Source organism: Bradyrhizobium sp. Unk1 (assembly GCF_059512345.1).
Genome location: NZ_JCAMOP010000002.1, coordinates 418,806 through 433,910, shown reverse-complemented (window position 1 = coordinate 433,910; position 15,105 = coordinate 418,806). Strand labels below are relative to the sequence as shown.

Below are 15,105 nucleotides of genomic sequence, written 5' to 3'. Positions count from 1 at the left end.
GATGTTTTTTTCGTGGCAGAGCTAGCCCGTCGCCGCCTGCCAGCGCGCGTCGCGAAGGGAGGGCCGGCGGTGCAGGCGGGCGTCGAGCAGCGCGCGGGCGCGGGGCAGCTCGCCGCTGCGCATGAGCGCGACGATGTAGGTATCCTCGATCAGTTCGCGCTGGGCATGGCTGCCGCCGATGCGAACGACCTCGCCGAGGACGGGCGCGAGCGTTCGCACGCATGAGGTGTAATCCTCGCGGGCAAAGGCCGCGAGCGCACGGCAGATCGCCGGCACCACGGGACCGGCCGGCAGCTTGCCGTCGCCGAGCCGCTGCTCGATCGCCGCAAGGCGCGCGGCCAGCGCTCCCTGGTTCTGCGTCGCCGCAGCGAACAGCGCCATGTGGACGTCGGCAAAGGGCAGGCTCGATTTCGGAAACAGTTTTTGCGCGGTTGCGTCGGCCTCGAGCCAGAGTGCCTCCGGCACGGCGTGGCCGTAAGCCGACAGGCGCCAGAGCAGCGAGGCGCTGTCGGTGATGACGTTGAGCGGCGGCGCCTGCGTGGCGGAGGGCTGAAGCACGTCGGCATAGATCGCAAGCGCGCGGGCGGCATCGCCGTGTTCGAGCGCGCCGAGCGCCTGATGCCAGCGAATATGGCCGTGCAGGATGCCGGTGCGGTCGTAGGAGGGGATCCATTCGTCGACGAGACGGTCAGCCGCCTCGATCGAGCCGTCCTCGAACATCGCATGCAGCACGGCGTGCGCGGCGTGGGCGTTCTGACGGCGCAGGTCAAAACCACGTTCGGTGACGCCGCGGCCGCGCGCGACGTCGCCATTCTCCGTCATCGCCCAGCCGGACATGGTGAGAAACCACCAGTCCTCGCCATAATGCTGCGCGACGCGCTCGCACAGCTCGTGCCGGGCGCGGTCGTGATCGGGCATGCCGGAGAACGCAAAGAGACCGAACGCGCCGAGCGGCAGCGACAGCACCACGGCGTCGCGCGGCCATGCGTCGACGTGTTTCAGCGTCGATGCGATGGCTTCGGGCAGCCGTCCCTCGATCGCAAGCGCCAGCGTCTCGACATGCGAGCGCTCGCGCTCCGTGCCGCGCTTGGCGACGCGTTCGCGTGCCACTGCCGCCTTCTGCCGCGCGAGGTCGCCCTGCTGATAGAAGGCATGCACGCGGGCGCGGGCGATATGGGGCAGCGCGAAATCCGGATCGGCCGCAATCGCGCGTTCCAGCGCCTCCGCCGTGCCGGTCCAGCCGGCCAGCATGAGATCGACGCCTTCGCGATAGGCGCTTGCCGCCTCATCGGAAGAGGTGGAGAGCGGCAGGCCGTAGCGGTCTTCGTGCGCCGTCATCGTCTTCAGCTCTCAAGCTGTCCGCGCGCGGCGTCCCTCGATCGGATAGGCGGGGTCGTTGTAGCCCGGCGTCGAGGGATGGCCCGGCACGACCAGCCTGTCGATCAGCGCCTCGTCATCCCCAGTGAAGCGGTAGTCGAGCGCGCCGATGTAGCCGTCCCACTGCTCCTCGGTGCGGGGGCCTGCGACGATCGAGCTGACGAAGGCGGAGTTCAGCACCCAGGCGACCGCGAACTGGCCGGCGGTGATGCCTTTCTTCTCGGCGTGGGTCTTGATCTCCTGCGCGAGCTGGAGCGATTCCGGCCGCCATTCCGTCTGCATCATGCGGGTGTCGTTGCGGCCGGCGCGTGTCTCCTTGTCCGGCGCTGCGTCGGGCTTGTACTTGCCGGTGAGCACGCCGCGCGCCAGCGGGCTGTAGGGCACGATGCCGAGGCCGTAGTAGGAGCAGGCCGGAAAATGCTCGACCTCCGGCATGCGGTTCATCGCGTTGTAATAAGGCTGGCTCACCGCGGGACGGTCGATGCCGAGCCGGTCGCAGATGTTGCAGATCTCGGCGACGCGCCAGGCGCGGTAGTTCGAGACGCCGAAATAGCGCACCTTGCCGGCCCGGATCAGATCGCCCATCGCGCGCACCGTCTCCTCCAGCGGTGTCGCATGGTCTTCCTTGTGCAGATAGTAGATGTCGATGTGGTCGGTGCCGAGCCGCTTCAGGCTCTCGTCGGCGGCCTGCAACACCCAGCGCCGCGACAGGCCGACACGGTTGGGATCGTCGCCCATACCAGTGTTCATGGGGTTGGCGAGTTTCGTGGCGAGCACCCAGGCGTGACGGTTGTTGCCGATGGCGCGGCCGACGACCTCCTCGGATGCGCCCTTCGAATAGGCATCCGCCGTGTCGATGAAATTGATCCCGGCCTCATGCGCCTTGGCGATGATCCGATTTGATGCGGCTTCATCGGTCGGCCCGCCGAACATCATGGTGCCCAGACAGATCGGCGAGACTTTCAGGCCGGTGCGGCCGAGCTGGCGGTATTGCATGGGCGGGTCCTCGATATTTTGATGGAGAGCAGCATAGCTAGCTACCGCCGTCATTGCGAGCGCAGCGAAGCAATCCAGAGATGCGTCCGCGGTGAGATACTGGATTGCTTCGCTTCGCTCGCAATGACGAGGTTGGGGAGGGCGCTTGCCGCACTCTCAGCTGTCATCGCCCGCGAAGGCGGGCGATCCAGTATCCCAGAGACGGCTGTGATTGAGCCGAGAGGCTGCGGCGTACTGGGTCGCCCGGTCAAGCCGGGCGACCCAGTGGTGGGTGTGGCTAGCAACGGCGGCAGTATGACCGCACGCCTATGCCGGCCCCTTCATGATCTTGAACACGCCATTCGCCATCACGATGCAGCGGCCATCCACCGTCACTTCCGTGCTCATGAAGATGAGGCTGCGCGTCGAGCGCACCACGCGCGGACGGGAGATCAGGATGTAGCCGATCTGGCCGGCCTCGACGAAATGGGTGTCGAGCTGCACCGTCGCCATGAACTCCTTGCCGGAAACGTAGCGGGCGGTCATGCCGCAGGTGCGGTCCGCGAACGTCATCATCACGCCGCCCTGGACCATGCCGCGGCGATTGTGGTGCTTGTCCTCGGTGGCGAGCGCGAATTCGTAATGGCCGTCGACCTTGCGCTCCCACAACGGGCCGATCAGGTGCATGAAGCCCGTGGTCTCCAGGATGCTCCAGCCGTCCGATTTGAGCCTTGCGGCGGCCTTGTTGGTCATGTGGTCGTCCATTGCTGCGCGGGCCTTGCGATCTCATTTCATCGGGGCCGGACGTGGTGTAGTCAAGCATCATGAGACCGTTCGACGATGCCACACGGCGGAATATCGCGGCTGCCTGCGCGGCCTTCACGCGGCTGCCGGAGGACGATGCGCCGGCCGTATTGAAGCGCGCCGCGGTGGCGGTCGCGCTGACCGCGACGAGTGACGGCGATGACACCGCATTCCTGCTCACGCTGCGCGCGTCACACCTGCGCGCCCATCGCGGCCAATGGGCCTTGCCGGGCGGTCGCTGCGATGCCGGCGAGACCCCGGTCGAAGCGGCGCTGCGCGAGCTTGATGAGGAGCTTGGCCTCCGCCTCTCGCACGCGGAGGTGCTCGGCACGCTCGACGATTATCCGACCCGCTCCGGCTATCTGATCACGCCCGTGGTGGTCTGGACGGCCGACAGTGCCGCGATCCGGCCGAACCCGGATGAGGTCGCCTCGGTCCACCGCATCGCGCTCGCCATGATCGAGCGCGAAGACGCGTTCGACTTCATCGCGATTCCCGAAAGCTCCCGCCGCGTGATCCGCTTCCATCACGAGACGAGCCTGATTCACGCGCCGACCGCGGCGCTGATCTACCAGTTCCGCGAGGTGCTGGCGGGGCGTCACACCCGCGTCACCGAGCTGGAACAGCCGGTGTTCGCCTGGAAGTGACGATGGTAAACGGCGCGTTAACGTGACGGTTACCGGATGCCTGCTAAGAGGGCAGCATGCATCATTCGATTCGAAAACATCTCGCGCTGGTTCCATTCGCGCTCGTCCTGCTCGCGCCCGTTGCGCGAGGCGGCGAGGCCGACGCGCTGCCGCCGGCCGTCCGCGATGCCAAGGCCCAGCTCTTGTCGCAGTTCTTTGCGCAGGGTGGGGCGTCGCCGGCCGTGCTCGAATATCGCCGCAAGCTGCAGGAATATCAGGCGGCGCGCGCGGCCTTCGACGAGGAGGCGGGTGCCTATTGGAGCCAGATCTCCGAGAAGCGGAAAGGCCGCAACGCCAAGCGGCGCAGCGGACAGCAGGTGATGCTTGATGATTACGTGCTGGAGCATCCGCCGCTCTATAATGGGCCGAAGCGGCCGGTGAATCCGGAGCCGGAGGAAACGCCGGATCGTCCGACCAGAAAGCCGATACCGGTGGTCGCCGATCTCCTGCAGGCGGCGCGGGAGCTCTATCAGTTCACGCCGCAGCGGCCGTCCAGCGAGGTCGAGTTCAAGCGCGCCTATGCTCGCTACGCGCTCGCCTCCGGGGTGACGCGCGAGCAGGCGGTGCGGGTCTATTCGTTCGAGACCGGCGGCACCGGCAATTACGACGTGCAGGCGGGTATTGAGCATGGCGGCAAGCGCGCGATCTCGACCGCGATGGGCTACAACCAGCTCCTGACCACCAACAGCGTCGAGCTGCTGGCCGAGCAGGGGCATGAACTCATCCGTGCGCTTTCCGACAAGGTGGCGCGGACGTCCGGGCCGACGCGCCAGCCACTCGAGCACAAGCTTGCCGTTCTGAAGAAGATGGTGGCGCAGGCGAAGTCGGTGCCCGACACCTGGTCGGAGCACGAGAAGATCGGCAACACCGCGCAGGGCTGGGCCATGCATGCCATGGTGCTGGACATCGATATCGGCCCGATGCTGCAAACCCATAAGCTTTTGACTTCGGTGCTGTTCGCGCGCGCCAAGGGCTACACCCGGCCGCTCACCGCCGCCGAGCTCGAGATGATGAACCTCACCGGCGACGGCACCGGTCTCGACATGGTGACGATGCCGCAGGCGATGCGCGAGCAGGTGCCGACCTCGAACTTCTTCCAGCGCGGCGGCTACGAGCGCAACCCGGTCGCGATCCGACACAACACGGTGGCCAAGCTGCTGGCGGTGACGGACACGCGGATGGACAGTAACAGCAACAATGCCGGCGCACGGGAGCTGGCGGGGGCGTTTTAGTCCTCGCTGCCACATCCTCCGCTGTCATGCCCCGGCTTGACCGGGGCATCCAGTACGCCGCAGCCTCTGGATTGAATCACGACGGCCTCTGGAATACTGGATCACCCGCTTTCGCGGGTGATGACCGAGTGTGTGGCGGCGTCGTCGCCCCTACTGATCCGACCCGAACTTGAACTTGCCGTCGCCTTCGAGATACGGGCCGCTGCGCATGTAGAGCTGGCCGTTGTGGCCGATGAAGAACAGCGTGCCTTTCGGCACCTTCTTGGCGCCCTTCAGGAGTTCACCGGCGTTGCTGGTGCCCATCTTGTAGGAGAAGGTCTTGCCTTCCTTGTCATAGGCATAGCCGGTGTCGGGCTTGAGCTCCCAGGGCGTTGCCGCGGTCTGCGCCAATGCGGGTGCGCTGAACGCGCCGAGCGCTGCTGTGAGTGCAAGTGCAAATGTCTTCGTTGAAAATGCCATCGTCCCATCCTCCCCATCGTTGGGGTTGCCGTCTTGAACAAATCACGAACGGCGTTTACAGGTCAATTTGCGAAAGCGCCGCAGCGCATCACGTCCTGCCCAGCAGTTTGTGATTTTCCCTTGGTCCCCGCACGACTATGTTCCGCTTTCAGTCTAGAACGCAATTCGACAAAAATATTGGTAGGGGGATGATTCGGATGAACCATGTCGTGAAAGCCTGCTCAGCCGCCGCGCTGTTGGTGACGGCGCTGGCGCCCGACGCCCGGGCGGATGACTACCAGCTCAGCCACAACCAGCGGATTTCGTGCAGCCGTGGCCTCGCCCCGGGCAAGCTGAACACCGCGACCTGCAAGTCCTACACTTACCTGTTCAATACCAAGACCTCGGAATATTTCCGCTGCCAGGTCTCGCTCGCGCTGACCCGCGACAACAAGGAAGTCATCAACGTCCAGACCGACGGCGGTTGTACCAAGAAGCCGCGCATCTTCGAGACCGACGGCAAATACGATTTCGACGCGACCGAGACCGAACCGCCGAACACCAACTCGTTCTTCGGCCCCGGCGGCTACTCGGTCTGGGCCGCCGACGTCACCGCGCAGAAGGTGCGCGGCTGCATCATCATCTCCTCCGGCCTCGGCTCCGACATCTCCAAGTGCCTGGACATGACCTTTCAGTAAGGGGCTTGCCAGTATCGATTGCCGGCGACGGCGAGACACGCGCCAGACCCTGACTGCGCCACCTCGCCGCACCCGCGGGTTCCCTGAAAGTCGAGCCGGGTCAGCCGTTTACCGCAGTCCTGTTGTGACTTTTGGATGGGTTGACCCGCTTCCCCCATCCGGCCAATTTCCCGGCCGGTTTGGGGAGTACAACAACCATGAAACGGACGATTTTCGGCGCGGCCGCGGCTCTTGCCCTGGCGGCGTCGGCACCTTGCGCGCATGCGCAATCCTTCATCAACGTGCTGACCGGGGGCACCTCCGGCGTCTACTATCCGCTCGGGGTCGCGATCGGAAAGATCTACGGCGACAAGATTCCGAACGTGAAGACGCAGGTGCAGGCCACCAAGGCGTCGGTCGAGAATCTCATCCTGCTCCAGCAGGGCCGCGGTGAAATTGCGTTCACGCTGGGTGACTCGCTCAAGGCCGCCTGGGAGGGCGACGAGGAAGCCGGCTTCAAGTCCAAGCTGGACAAGCTGCGCACCATCGGCGCGATCTATCCGAACTACATCCAGATTGTCGCGACCGCCGAATCGGGCATCAAGACGCTCGCAGACCTCAAGGGCAAGAGCCTGTCGGTCGGCGCGCCGAAGTCGGGCACCGAGCTCAATTCCCGCGCGATCCTCGCGGCCGCAGGTATGACCTATAAGGACCTCGGCAAGGTCGAATATCTGCCGTTCGCCGAATCCGTCGACCTCATGAAGAACCGCCAGCTCGGCGCGACGCTTCAATCGGCCGGCCTTGGCGTCGCCTCGCTGAAGGATCTCTCGAGCTCGGCCTCGATCACCGTGGTGTCGGTGCCGAAGGAGACCATCGACAAGATCGGCCCGCCCTTCATCTCGGCAATCATTCCGGCCAATACCTATACCGGCCAGGACAAGGACGTGCCGACCGCGGCCGTAGTCAACTATCTCGTGACGAGCTCCGCGGTGTCGGACGACCTCGCCTATCAGATGACCAAGCTGATCTTCGAGTCGCTGCCCGAATTGCAGAACGCCCATGCCGCGGGCAAGGAGATCAAGCTCGAGACGGCCGCCACCGGCAGCCCGGTTCCGCTGCACCCCGGTGCGATCCGCTATTACAAGGAAAAAGGGCTGATCAAGTAGTCAGCTTTCGTTATCGGACGTCATGGCCGGGCAAAAGCGCGAAGCGCGTCTTCGCGTAGATGTCCCGGCCATCCACGTTCTAAGGCTAGGCGAGCAAGTCCGTGGATGCCCGGGACAAGCCCGGACATGACGGTTCGGATGAGCCGTGCCAATGCTATAAATTTTGCAGGTGGACTGGGGCGATTTGAAACTGGAAAAAGCACAGGGCACCGAAGCGCCCATCAAGGTTGAATTCGACAATTTCGAGCATGGCTTTCCGGAAGGTTTTGGTCCGGGTTGGTGGGGCCAACTCGCCTACTGGATCGGCATCGCCTTTGCGACCTTCCAGCTCTATGTCGCGGCCTTCAACTATCTGCCGAGCCAGGTGGTGCGCGGCGTCCATGTCGGCTTTCTCGTACTCCTCACCTTCGGCCTGATCGCCAATTTTACGGCGAAGAGCGACTTTGGTCGTGCGCTCGGCTGGGTTATCGGTGGCGCCGGCTTCTTCTGCGGCCTCTATCAGTGGATCTTCTACGCCGATTTGATCGCGCGCGACGGCGATCCGACGCGGCTCGATCTCGCGGTCGGCACGCTGCTTGCGGTGCTGATCTTCGAGGGCACGCGGCGTCTGATGGGCGCGGCGCTGCCGCTGATGTGCGGCGCGTGTCTCGTCTACTGGTTCTTCGGGCAATACCTGCCGTCGCCGCTCAACCATCGCGGCTATGATTTCGACCAGATCGTCACGCATCTGTCGTTCGGCACCGAAGGCTTTTACGGCGTGCCGATCTACGTGTCGGCGACCTACATCTTCCTGTTCATCCTGTTTGGCTCGTTCCTGGAGCGCGCCGGCATGATCCAGCTGTTCACCGATGTCTCGCTCGGCCTGTTCGGCCGCACGCGTGGGGGGCCTGCCAAGGTCGCGGTGTTCGCCTCGGGCATGATGGGCACGATCTCCGGCTCCGGCGTCGCCAACGTCGTCACCGTCGGCCAGTTCACGATTCCGCTGATGATCAAGTTCGGCTATTGCCGCGCCTTTGCCGCCGGTGTCGAGGCGACGGCCTCGATGGGCGGCCAGATCATGCCGCCGGTGATGGGCGCGGTCGCCTTCATCATGGCGGAGACGCTCGGCGTCCAGTACTCGGAAATCGTCAAGGCGGCGGCGATCCCCGCCATCCTCTATTTCGCGTCCGCATTCTGGATGGTGCATCTGGAGGCCGGCAAGCACGGTCTCGTCGGCATGAAGCGCTCGGAAATCCCGAGCGCCTGGAAGGCGCTGGTGACGCGCTGGTACCTCGTGCTGCCGCTCGCCGCTCTCGTCTACATGCTGTTCGAGGGCTTTACGCCGCTCTATGCCGGCAGCATGGGCCTCGCACTGACGGTGACGCTGATCCTCGGTGCCAGCATCACGGCCGGCGCCTCGTCGATGGTGATCCGCTCCATCTTCTGGATCGGGCTCGCGCTGGTCGTCGCCGCGCTGTCGCGCGACGGCCTCCAGATCGTGCCGGTCGCGAGCGTCGTCGTCGGCCTGATCGTGATCACGGCTTTCATCCGTGGCGGGTTCAAGGCCCTGCGCGAGTGCCGCGACGCGCTGGCCGAAAGCGCCAAGTCCGCCATCACCGTCGGGATGGCCTGCGCCATCGTCGGCGTCATCATCGGCATGATGTCGCAGACCGGCGTCGGCACCATTTTTGGCAGCTGGGTGATCGGGCTCGGCGAGAAGAGCCTGTTCCTGGCGCTGATCATGACCATGCTGCTGTCGATCCTGCTCGGCACAGGCATTCCGACCATCCCGACCTACATCATCACCGCCGCGCTCGCCGCGCCGGCGCTGGCGAAGCTCGGCGTGCCCTTGATCGCGAGCCACATGTTCGCGTTCTATTACGGCATCATGGCCGATCTCTCGCCGCCGGTGGCACTCGCAGCACTCGCGGCAGCGCCGATTGCGAAGGAGAACCCGGACAAGATCGGCTGGGAGGCGATGCGCATCGCGCTCGCCGGCTACGTCATCCCCTTCATCTTCGTCTATTCGCCGGCGCTGATGCTCCAGGCCGGCGATCCCATGGCGGCAAAGCTCGGCTTCTACGGCGCGGTGGCGCTCGCGGCCCTGAAGGCGCTGGTGGCAATCGGCCTGTTCGGCATGGTCGCGATCGGCTTCCTGTTCACGCGCATGACGCTGCTCGAACGTGTCCTCGCGCTCGGCGCCGCGCTCTGCCTGCTCGGCGACTTCCCGCTCAGCGACACCGCGGGCTTCACGCTCTCCGCCGCACTCGTGCTGTGGCAGTGGCGGCAGCGTCCGCCGGCAGTGATCGAGGCGGTGTGAGCCTCTGCTTCGCCACAGCGGGTGGCGTGAAAGCGCTCGCGCTTTCCGCCTTCACGCTGGTGTGGACGCATTCGATTGCGAAGGTCGATTGGCAGGAGGACTGGCGCGTCACACCTGCCGGCCTCGAATTGGTGCAGGCGCGGGTCAAGGGCACCGGGCCCGGCATGGAGCCGCCGCCCGAGGCGCGACTGGTCGACGGCTGGTTTCGATGGAGGCCCGCGCGCGCGCCGATGCCGGAGGTCGTGCTCGGCAATTCCGGCGCGGCCGGGGAATGGCGGTTATGCCATGATGGAAGCTGCCGGACGTTGTCGGAGATTGTCGGGCATCCCATTGGTGCTAACGTTACGACGATGAAAGTCTGTAACGATCCGTAGCCCGGATGAAGCGAAGCGCAATCCGGGAACAGTCGCCCCGGATTACGCTGCGCTCCATCCGGGCTACAAGAACAACAACACGGGAGAAACGCGATGGATCGGCTCAAGGGCAAGGTTGCGATGGTGGTGGGCGCCGGCTCGATCGGGCCGGGCTGGGGCAACGGCAAGGCGACCGCCGTGACCTTCGCGCGCGAGGGCGCGCAGGTGTTTTGCGTCGACCGCAACGGTGCTGCAGCCGAGGAGACTGCGAAGATCATCACCGGTGAGGGCGGCAAGGCGACGGCGTTCACCGCGGACGTCTCGCGCGCGAGCGAGATCGAGGCGATGGTGGCGGCGTGCCTGAAGGCCTATGGCCGCATCGACGTGCTCGACAACAATGTCGGCATCGCCGAGATGGGCAGCGTGGTCGAGGTCACTGAGGAGAGCTGGGACCGCGTCTTCACTGTCAACCTCAAGAGTGCCTATCTCGCCATGAAGCACGTCGTCCCCGTGATGGTGAAGCAGGGCGGCGGCTCGATCATCAACATCTCCTCGATCGCCTCGATCCGGCATGTCGGGATTTCCTATGTCAGCTACAACGCCAGCAAAGCGGCGATGAACCAGCTGACGCGCTCCACCGCGATCGAGTTCGCGAAGAACCATGTGCGGGTGAACGCAATCCTGCCCGGCCTGATGAAGACGCCGATGGTGGAGCATTCCGCAGGTCTTGCGAACAGCTACGCCAAGGGCGACGTCGAGGCGATGTGGCGCGCCCGCGATGCGCAGGTGCCGATGGGGCACATGGGCGAGGCCTGGGACGTCGCCAACGCCGCGCTGTTCCTGGCGTCGGACGAGTCGAAATATGTGACGGGGATCGAGCTGGTGGTCGACGGCGGGATCACGTGCAAGGCGGGGGCTTAAGGCGCCTCATAGTCCGCTGTCGTCCCGGATCGGCGCTTCGCTTGTCCGGGACGACGGCGGCGTTTGCGGACCTATCCGCCCGCGCTCAATTCTGCGCGATCGAGCTCTTCCTCGATCCGGTGAAACGCATCGTCGCCGATCACTTCGGTATCGCGAAGGCCGAGGATCGATTTGCGCGCGGCTTCGATGGCGCGGCGGCGCAGGGGATCGGCGGGTAACTCGCCGCTGGCGATGCCGCCGTGCGGGTCGTCGTCGGCCTGCATCAGGATGGCGCGGTATTCGAGCCGCAGGATTTCCGCTTCCTCCGACGGATCGTCCTCGATCGCATCGAGTGCGGCGCGATAGGCGATCGCGCGGGCGCGCGCGACCTCGATACCGACGGGATCGTCGTCCTTGAGGCCGAAGGCGAGGATCAGCAGCCGCAGCGTCAGGCCCTGGATGACCAGCGAGCCCAGCACCACCGCAAAGGCGATGAAGACGATGAAGTCGCGATGGGGGAAGTTTTCCGGCAGGGCGAAGGCGGTGGCGAGCGTGACGAGACCGCGCATGCCGCACCATGAGATGATGAGGCCGCCCTTTGGCGAGGCAACCTGCTTGGGATCCTTCGGATGATAGAGACCGTTCACGATCAGGACGCGCAGCGTGGTGCGGTAGAACGTGATCCAGGCAAGCCGCACCAGCACCACCGTGAGCAGGATCCAGGCGGCAGCCACGCAATATTCCCAGCGCACCTCCGCGTCGAGCCGCGTCCAGATCGGCCGCATCTGCATGCCGATCAGCATGAAGGCGAGCACGTTGAGCACGAACACCATGGTTTCCCAGACCGCATAGGACGGCACCCGCAGCCGCGCCGGCATGCGCGCCCCCGCCGTGCGCGCGACGGTGATGGCGTAGACGACGATGGTGAGGATGCCGGAGAGGCCGAGATGCTCGGCTGCGATCCAGACCATGAAGGTGGTGGCGAACTGCACGATGATCGCGCTCGGCGCTTCCTTCACGCGTTCCAGGAACAGCGGGATGATGCGCCCGGCCAAAAGACCGGCGAGGACGCTGCCGACCAGCCCGAGTGCAATCGTCGGCGCGACCTCGCTCCATTTCAAATGCTCCATGACGACAGCGCCGACCGCGATGCGATAGATCAGAAGCGCGCTGGCGTCGTTGAGCAGGCTCTCGCCTTCCAGGACCTTCACCATGCGATAGGGCAGCTTCACCTGGCTCAGGATCGCAACCGCGGCTGCGGCATCCGGCGGTGCCACGATGGCGCCGAGCGCAATGGCGGCGGCCCAGGGCATGTCAGGCATCAGCCGGTGCGCGACGAAGGCCACGCCGACCGTGGTCAGGCCGACCGCGGCCACCACCAGGGTCGAGACCGGAACCCAGTTGTTGCGGAGATCGCGCAGCGAGGTGTCGAAGGCGGCATCCATCAGCACCGGTGCGACAAAAAGTGCCAAGGCGAGGTCGGGTTCGAGCGTCCAGGACGGGCTGTTCGGAACGAAGGCGATCAGCGCGCCGCCGATGGCGAGAAAGGTCGGGTAGGGGACCTTGATCCGCCGCGCCAGCGCCGATAATGCAACGGCGCCGAGCAGAAGCACGATGATCCATTCGAATGTCGACACGTTGATCCCCGAAACCGATTTTGGCTGTGCCACAAGCTAGCACCAATCCGGCCGTATGATGGATAGTGCGCCTTCAAGGCAAGGCTCAAGCCAAGACCAAAGCCAAGACTTTCATGCGTTCTCAAAATCTCATTCGATTGTCCGGTGCGGTGGCGCTCTGTGCGCTTTCGCTCGGAGCGGCCCATGCCGCGACCGGGGGTGAGCCCGCCGCCGTCGTCCAGGTCGACGTCGCGCCGTGCCTCGCTGCTGCTGCCGCCGACGACATGGACAAGGCCGGCTCCGCCTGCGCTTCCGTCATCGACAACGAGAAGACCGCCAAGGCGGACCTGGTCAAGGCGCTGGTCGCGCGCGGCGCGCTCTATGCGCGACATGACCAGGTCGACCGTGCGATCGCCGACGACAGCCGCGCCCTTCAGCTCGATCCGACCCTGGCCGACCTCTTCAACGCCCGCGGCGAGCTCTGGCTGAAGAAGGGCGACAAGCCGAAGGCGGTGCAGGATTTTGGCGCCGCGCTGAAGATCGATCCGAACCACGAGAAGGCCAAGGCCAACCACAAGGCGATGGCGCGCGAGCTCGAGCGGATCGGCGCGCAGATGGCGGTGGCCGGCAAGCCCAGCTTCAATTGCAGGAGTGCGGCCCGGGCCGTCGAGAAGGCCATCTGCGCCAACCGCGAGCTCGCCGATCTCGATCGGGAGATTTTTGCGTCGAATGCCCGCGTGATCCGGGAGGCGCGCAGTCCTGCGGAAGCCAAGGCGCTTCAGCGCGAGCAGGACGAATTCATTGCCCGCCGCAATGCCGGTTATGGGCGAGCCGGGTACGATCTCAAGAAGGCGATGCAGGAACGCTTGCAGCGGATCAACGGGGTGGACGGGTATTGAGGCGGTCTTCGCCTCTCCCCGCGTGCGGGGAGAGGCCGGAATTCGAGCGAAGCTTGAATTCCGGGTGAGGGGGACTCTCCGCGAGTCCTCATCGTCACCGTCTCCGCGGAGAGTCCCCCCCACCCCACCCTCTCCCCGCAAGCGGGGCGAGGGAGTGATGCTCCCGAGCGTCCCTGACAGGCCCGAATTGAACCCAATCCTTGCCCGCCGCGACAATGGTGAAAACCTGATGTCACGGAGTCTTCCTGATGTGCGGCACGCGTTCTTCCGCGCAAATGTTCCCGTTTGCCAAAGTCCCGCTTCGCGCCTTGCTGCTCTGCACTGCGATGAGCCTTGTCCTCGCCGCCCCGGCCTCTGCTGCCGTCGATTGCGTGATGGGCAGCAAGACCGTTCCTGCCGAACTGATCACGGCGTGCGGCGCTATCATCGACCAAACCGCCAATTCGAGCTCCGACCGTGCGGCCGCGCTGTTGGTGCGCGCCGACGCCAATGCGCGAACCTCAGGCGGCCTCACGCAGGCGCTGCGGGATATCGACCGCGCCATCGCGCTGGACGGCAGGAATGCAAAGGCATGGCGCCTGCGCGGCGATTTGCTGCGCGAGGCCGGCGGCGATCTCAATCGCGCCGCGGCTGATCTCAGCAAGGCCATCGCACTCGATCCGCGGGACGCGGAAGCCTACGAGCTGCGCGGCGTCGTCTACACCAATCAGCGCCGGCTCGACCGCGCGCTCGCCGATTACGATCAGGCGATCAAGCTGAAGCCGGATGATGCGCAGGCCTGGTCCGACCGCGGCGTGAACTATTATCTCGGCGGCGACAACGAGAAGGCGATCCGCGATCTCAGCGAGGCGCTGCGGCTCGATCCGAACCGGCCGCGCGCCTACACCAATCGCGGCGCGGCCTACAAGAAGCTCGGCCAGCTCGACAAGGCGGTCGCCGATGACGGCGAGGCGATCAGGCTCGATCCGAAGGTCCCCGAATATTACGACAATCGTGGCCTGGTACTGGCCGCGATGGGTGAGTACGACAAGGCGATCGCGGATTACGACCAGGCGCTGCGGCTGGCGCCGCGGCCGAACTTCTTCACCAACCGCGGCGATTCCTACCAGCTCAAGGGCGAGCTTGGCGCGGCGCTCAACGACTACGAATCCGCGCTGAAGATCGATCCGAATTTCGCGCAGACCTACAACAACCGCGCCGTGCTCTACAAGAAGATGGGCGAGCGCAAGAAGGCGCTAGCCGATTACGAGACGGCGCTGAAGCTCGATCCCGGCAACGAGAACGCGGCCAATGGCCGCCGCACTGTGATCGCGGAGATCGCGAAGTTCGGCGCCGAGCCGCTGCGTCCGCTCGCGGCGAATTCCGGCAACGGTCCGTCGTTCGATTGCGCCACGGCGAAGCGCGAGGTCGAGAAGGTGATCTGCGCCGACCCGCAACTCGGCGTGCTCGATCGCCAGATCGCCGAGACCTATGAGCGGGTGTTGAAGGTTACGAAAGGCCGTTCGGCCGGCGACCTGCGCAAGACCCAGCGCGATTTCCTCGCCACCCGTGATGCCAGCTTCCGCCGTCCGGGCTACGATCTGAAGAAGATCATGCAGGATCGGTTGCAGCGGCTGAATGCGATGGAGAGTTGAGGCGCCTCTCCGCGCACACTGCGTTCCCTCCCCCCTTGCGGGGGAGGGT

General features: G+C 65.2%; 14 protein-coding genes. 9 read left to right on the top strand and 5 right to left on the bottom strand.

The window, feature by feature from the left end:
• Window positions 1–21: 21 nt before the first annotated feature.
• The 3 genes from AC5ZFO_RS04060 to AC5ZFO_RS04050 all read right to left on the bottom strand — a co-directional run bounded on the left by AC5ZFO_RS04060 (window position 22) and on the right by AC5ZFO_RS04050 (window position 3,105).
• The gene (locus AC5ZFO_RS04060; RefSeq protein ID WP_282519777.1) at window positions 22–1,338 is read right to left on the bottom strand and encodes a tetratricopeptide repeat protein; all 1,317 of its coding nucleotides are present in this window, start codon (window positions 1,336–1,338) and stop codon (window positions 22–24) included.
• 12 nt (window positions 1,339–1,350) lie between these two features.
• Window positions 1,351–2,373: an aldo/keto reductase gene (locus tag AC5ZFO_RS04055; protein WP_282519778.1), complete on the bottom strand. Its 1,023-nt coding sequence runs from the start codon at window positions 2,371–2,373 to the stop codon at window positions 1,351–1,353.
• A 306-nt stretch (window positions 2,374–2,679) separates the two neighbouring features.
• Window positions 2,680–3,105 (bottom strand): PaaI family thioesterase, encoded by a 426-nt coding sequence (locus AC5ZFO_RS04050; RefSeq protein WP_282519779.1) that lies wholly within the window; start codon window positions 3,103–3,105, stop codon window positions 2,680–2,682.
• A 71-nt stretch (window positions 3,106–3,176) separates the two neighbouring features.
• On the opposite strand from AC5ZFO_RS04050, the gene AC5ZFO_RS04045 reads away from it, so the two are divergent.
• Both AC5ZFO_RS04045 and AC5ZFO_RS04040 read left to right on the top strand, forming a co-directional pair.
• Complete coding sequence (locus AC5ZFO_RS04045; protein ID WP_282519780.1) at window positions 3,177–3,803, top strand: NUDIX hydrolase; 627 nt, start codon at window positions 3,177–3,179, stop codon at window positions 3,801–3,803.
• 56 nt (window positions 3,804–3,859) lie between these two features.
• Window positions 3,860–5,074, top strand: coding sequence for a hypothetical protein (locus tag AC5ZFO_RS04040; RefSeq protein WP_282519781.1), 1,215 nt, complete (start codon window positions 3,860–3,862; stop codon window positions 5,072–5,074).
• Between the two features lie 150 nt (window positions 5,075–5,224).
• Here the strand turns inward: AC5ZFO_RS04040 and AC5ZFO_RS04035 are convergent, their stop codons facing one another.
• Window positions 5,225–5,533: a hypothetical protein gene (locus AC5ZFO_RS04035; protein ID WP_282519782.1), complete on the bottom strand. Its 309-nt coding sequence runs from the start codon at window positions 5,531–5,533 to the stop codon at window positions 5,225–5,227.
• A gap of 197 nt (window positions 5,534–5,730) precedes the next feature.
• Here AC5ZFO_RS04035 and AC5ZFO_RS04030 point away from each other — a divergent pair, with 197 nt between their 5' ends.
• The 5 genes from AC5ZFO_RS04030 to AC5ZFO_RS04010 all read left to right on the top strand — a co-directional run bounded on the left by AC5ZFO_RS04030 (window position 5,731) and on the right by AC5ZFO_RS04010 (window position 10,928).
• On the top strand, window positions 5,731–6,210 hold the full coding sequence (locus AC5ZFO_RS04030) for a hypothetical protein (protein WP_282519783.1): 480 nt from the start codon (window positions 5,731–5,733) through the stop codon (window positions 6,208–6,210).
• Window positions 6,211–6,407: 197 nt separating this feature from the next.
• On the top strand, window positions 6,408–7,355 hold the full coding sequence (locus AC5ZFO_RS04025; RefSeq protein WP_282519784.1) for a TAXI family TRAP transporter solute-binding subunit: 948 nt from the start codon (window positions 6,408–6,410) through the stop codon (window positions 7,353–7,355).
• A gap of 190 nt (window positions 7,356–7,545) precedes the next feature.
• Entirely contained in the window at window positions 7,546–9,654 is a 2,109-nt protein-coding gene (locus AC5ZFO_RS04020; protein ID WP_496121462.1) for a TRAP transporter permease, read from the top strand.
• A complete protein-coding gene (locus AC5ZFO_RS04015; RefSeq protein ID WP_282519786.1) occupies window positions 9,651–10,028 on the top strand; it encodes a DUF1850 domain-containing protein in 378 nt (125 codons plus the stop codon). Before AC5ZFO_RS04020 ends, AC5ZFO_RS04015 begins: the two co-directional genes overlap by 4 nt.
• Window positions 10,029–10,121: 93 nt before the next feature.
• Window positions 10,122–10,928, top strand: a complete 807-nt coding sequence (locus AC5ZFO_RS04010; protein WP_282519787.1) for an SDR family NAD(P)-dependent oxidoreductase — start codon at window positions 10,122–10,124, stop codon at window positions 10,926–10,928.
• A 71-nt stretch (window positions 10,929–10,999) separates the two neighbouring features.
• On the opposite strand, the gene AC5ZFO_RS04005 is transcribed toward AC5ZFO_RS04010, so the two are convergent.
• Entirely contained in the window at window positions 11,000–12,577 is a 1,578-nt protein-coding gene (locus tag AC5ZFO_RS04005; protein ID WP_496121437.1) for a cation:proton antiporter, read from the bottom strand.
• 80 nt (window positions 12,578–12,657) lie between these two features.
• Here AC5ZFO_RS04005 and AC5ZFO_RS04000 point away from each other — a divergent pair, with 80 nt between their 5' ends.
• On the top strand, window positions 12,658–13,422 hold the full coding sequence (locus tag AC5ZFO_RS04000; RefSeq protein ID WP_496121435.1) for a tetratricopeptide repeat protein: 765 nt from the start codon (window positions 12,658–12,660) through the stop codon (window positions 13,420–13,422).
• Window positions 13,423–13,670: 248 nt separating this feature from the next.
• On the top strand, window positions 13,671–15,056 hold the full coding sequence (locus AC5ZFO_RS03995) for a tetratricopeptide repeat protein (RefSeq protein WP_496121433.1): 1,386 nt from the start codon (window positions 13,671–13,673) through the stop codon (window positions 15,054–15,056).
• The last annotated feature ends 49 nt before the right edge of the window (window positions 15,057–15,105 follow it).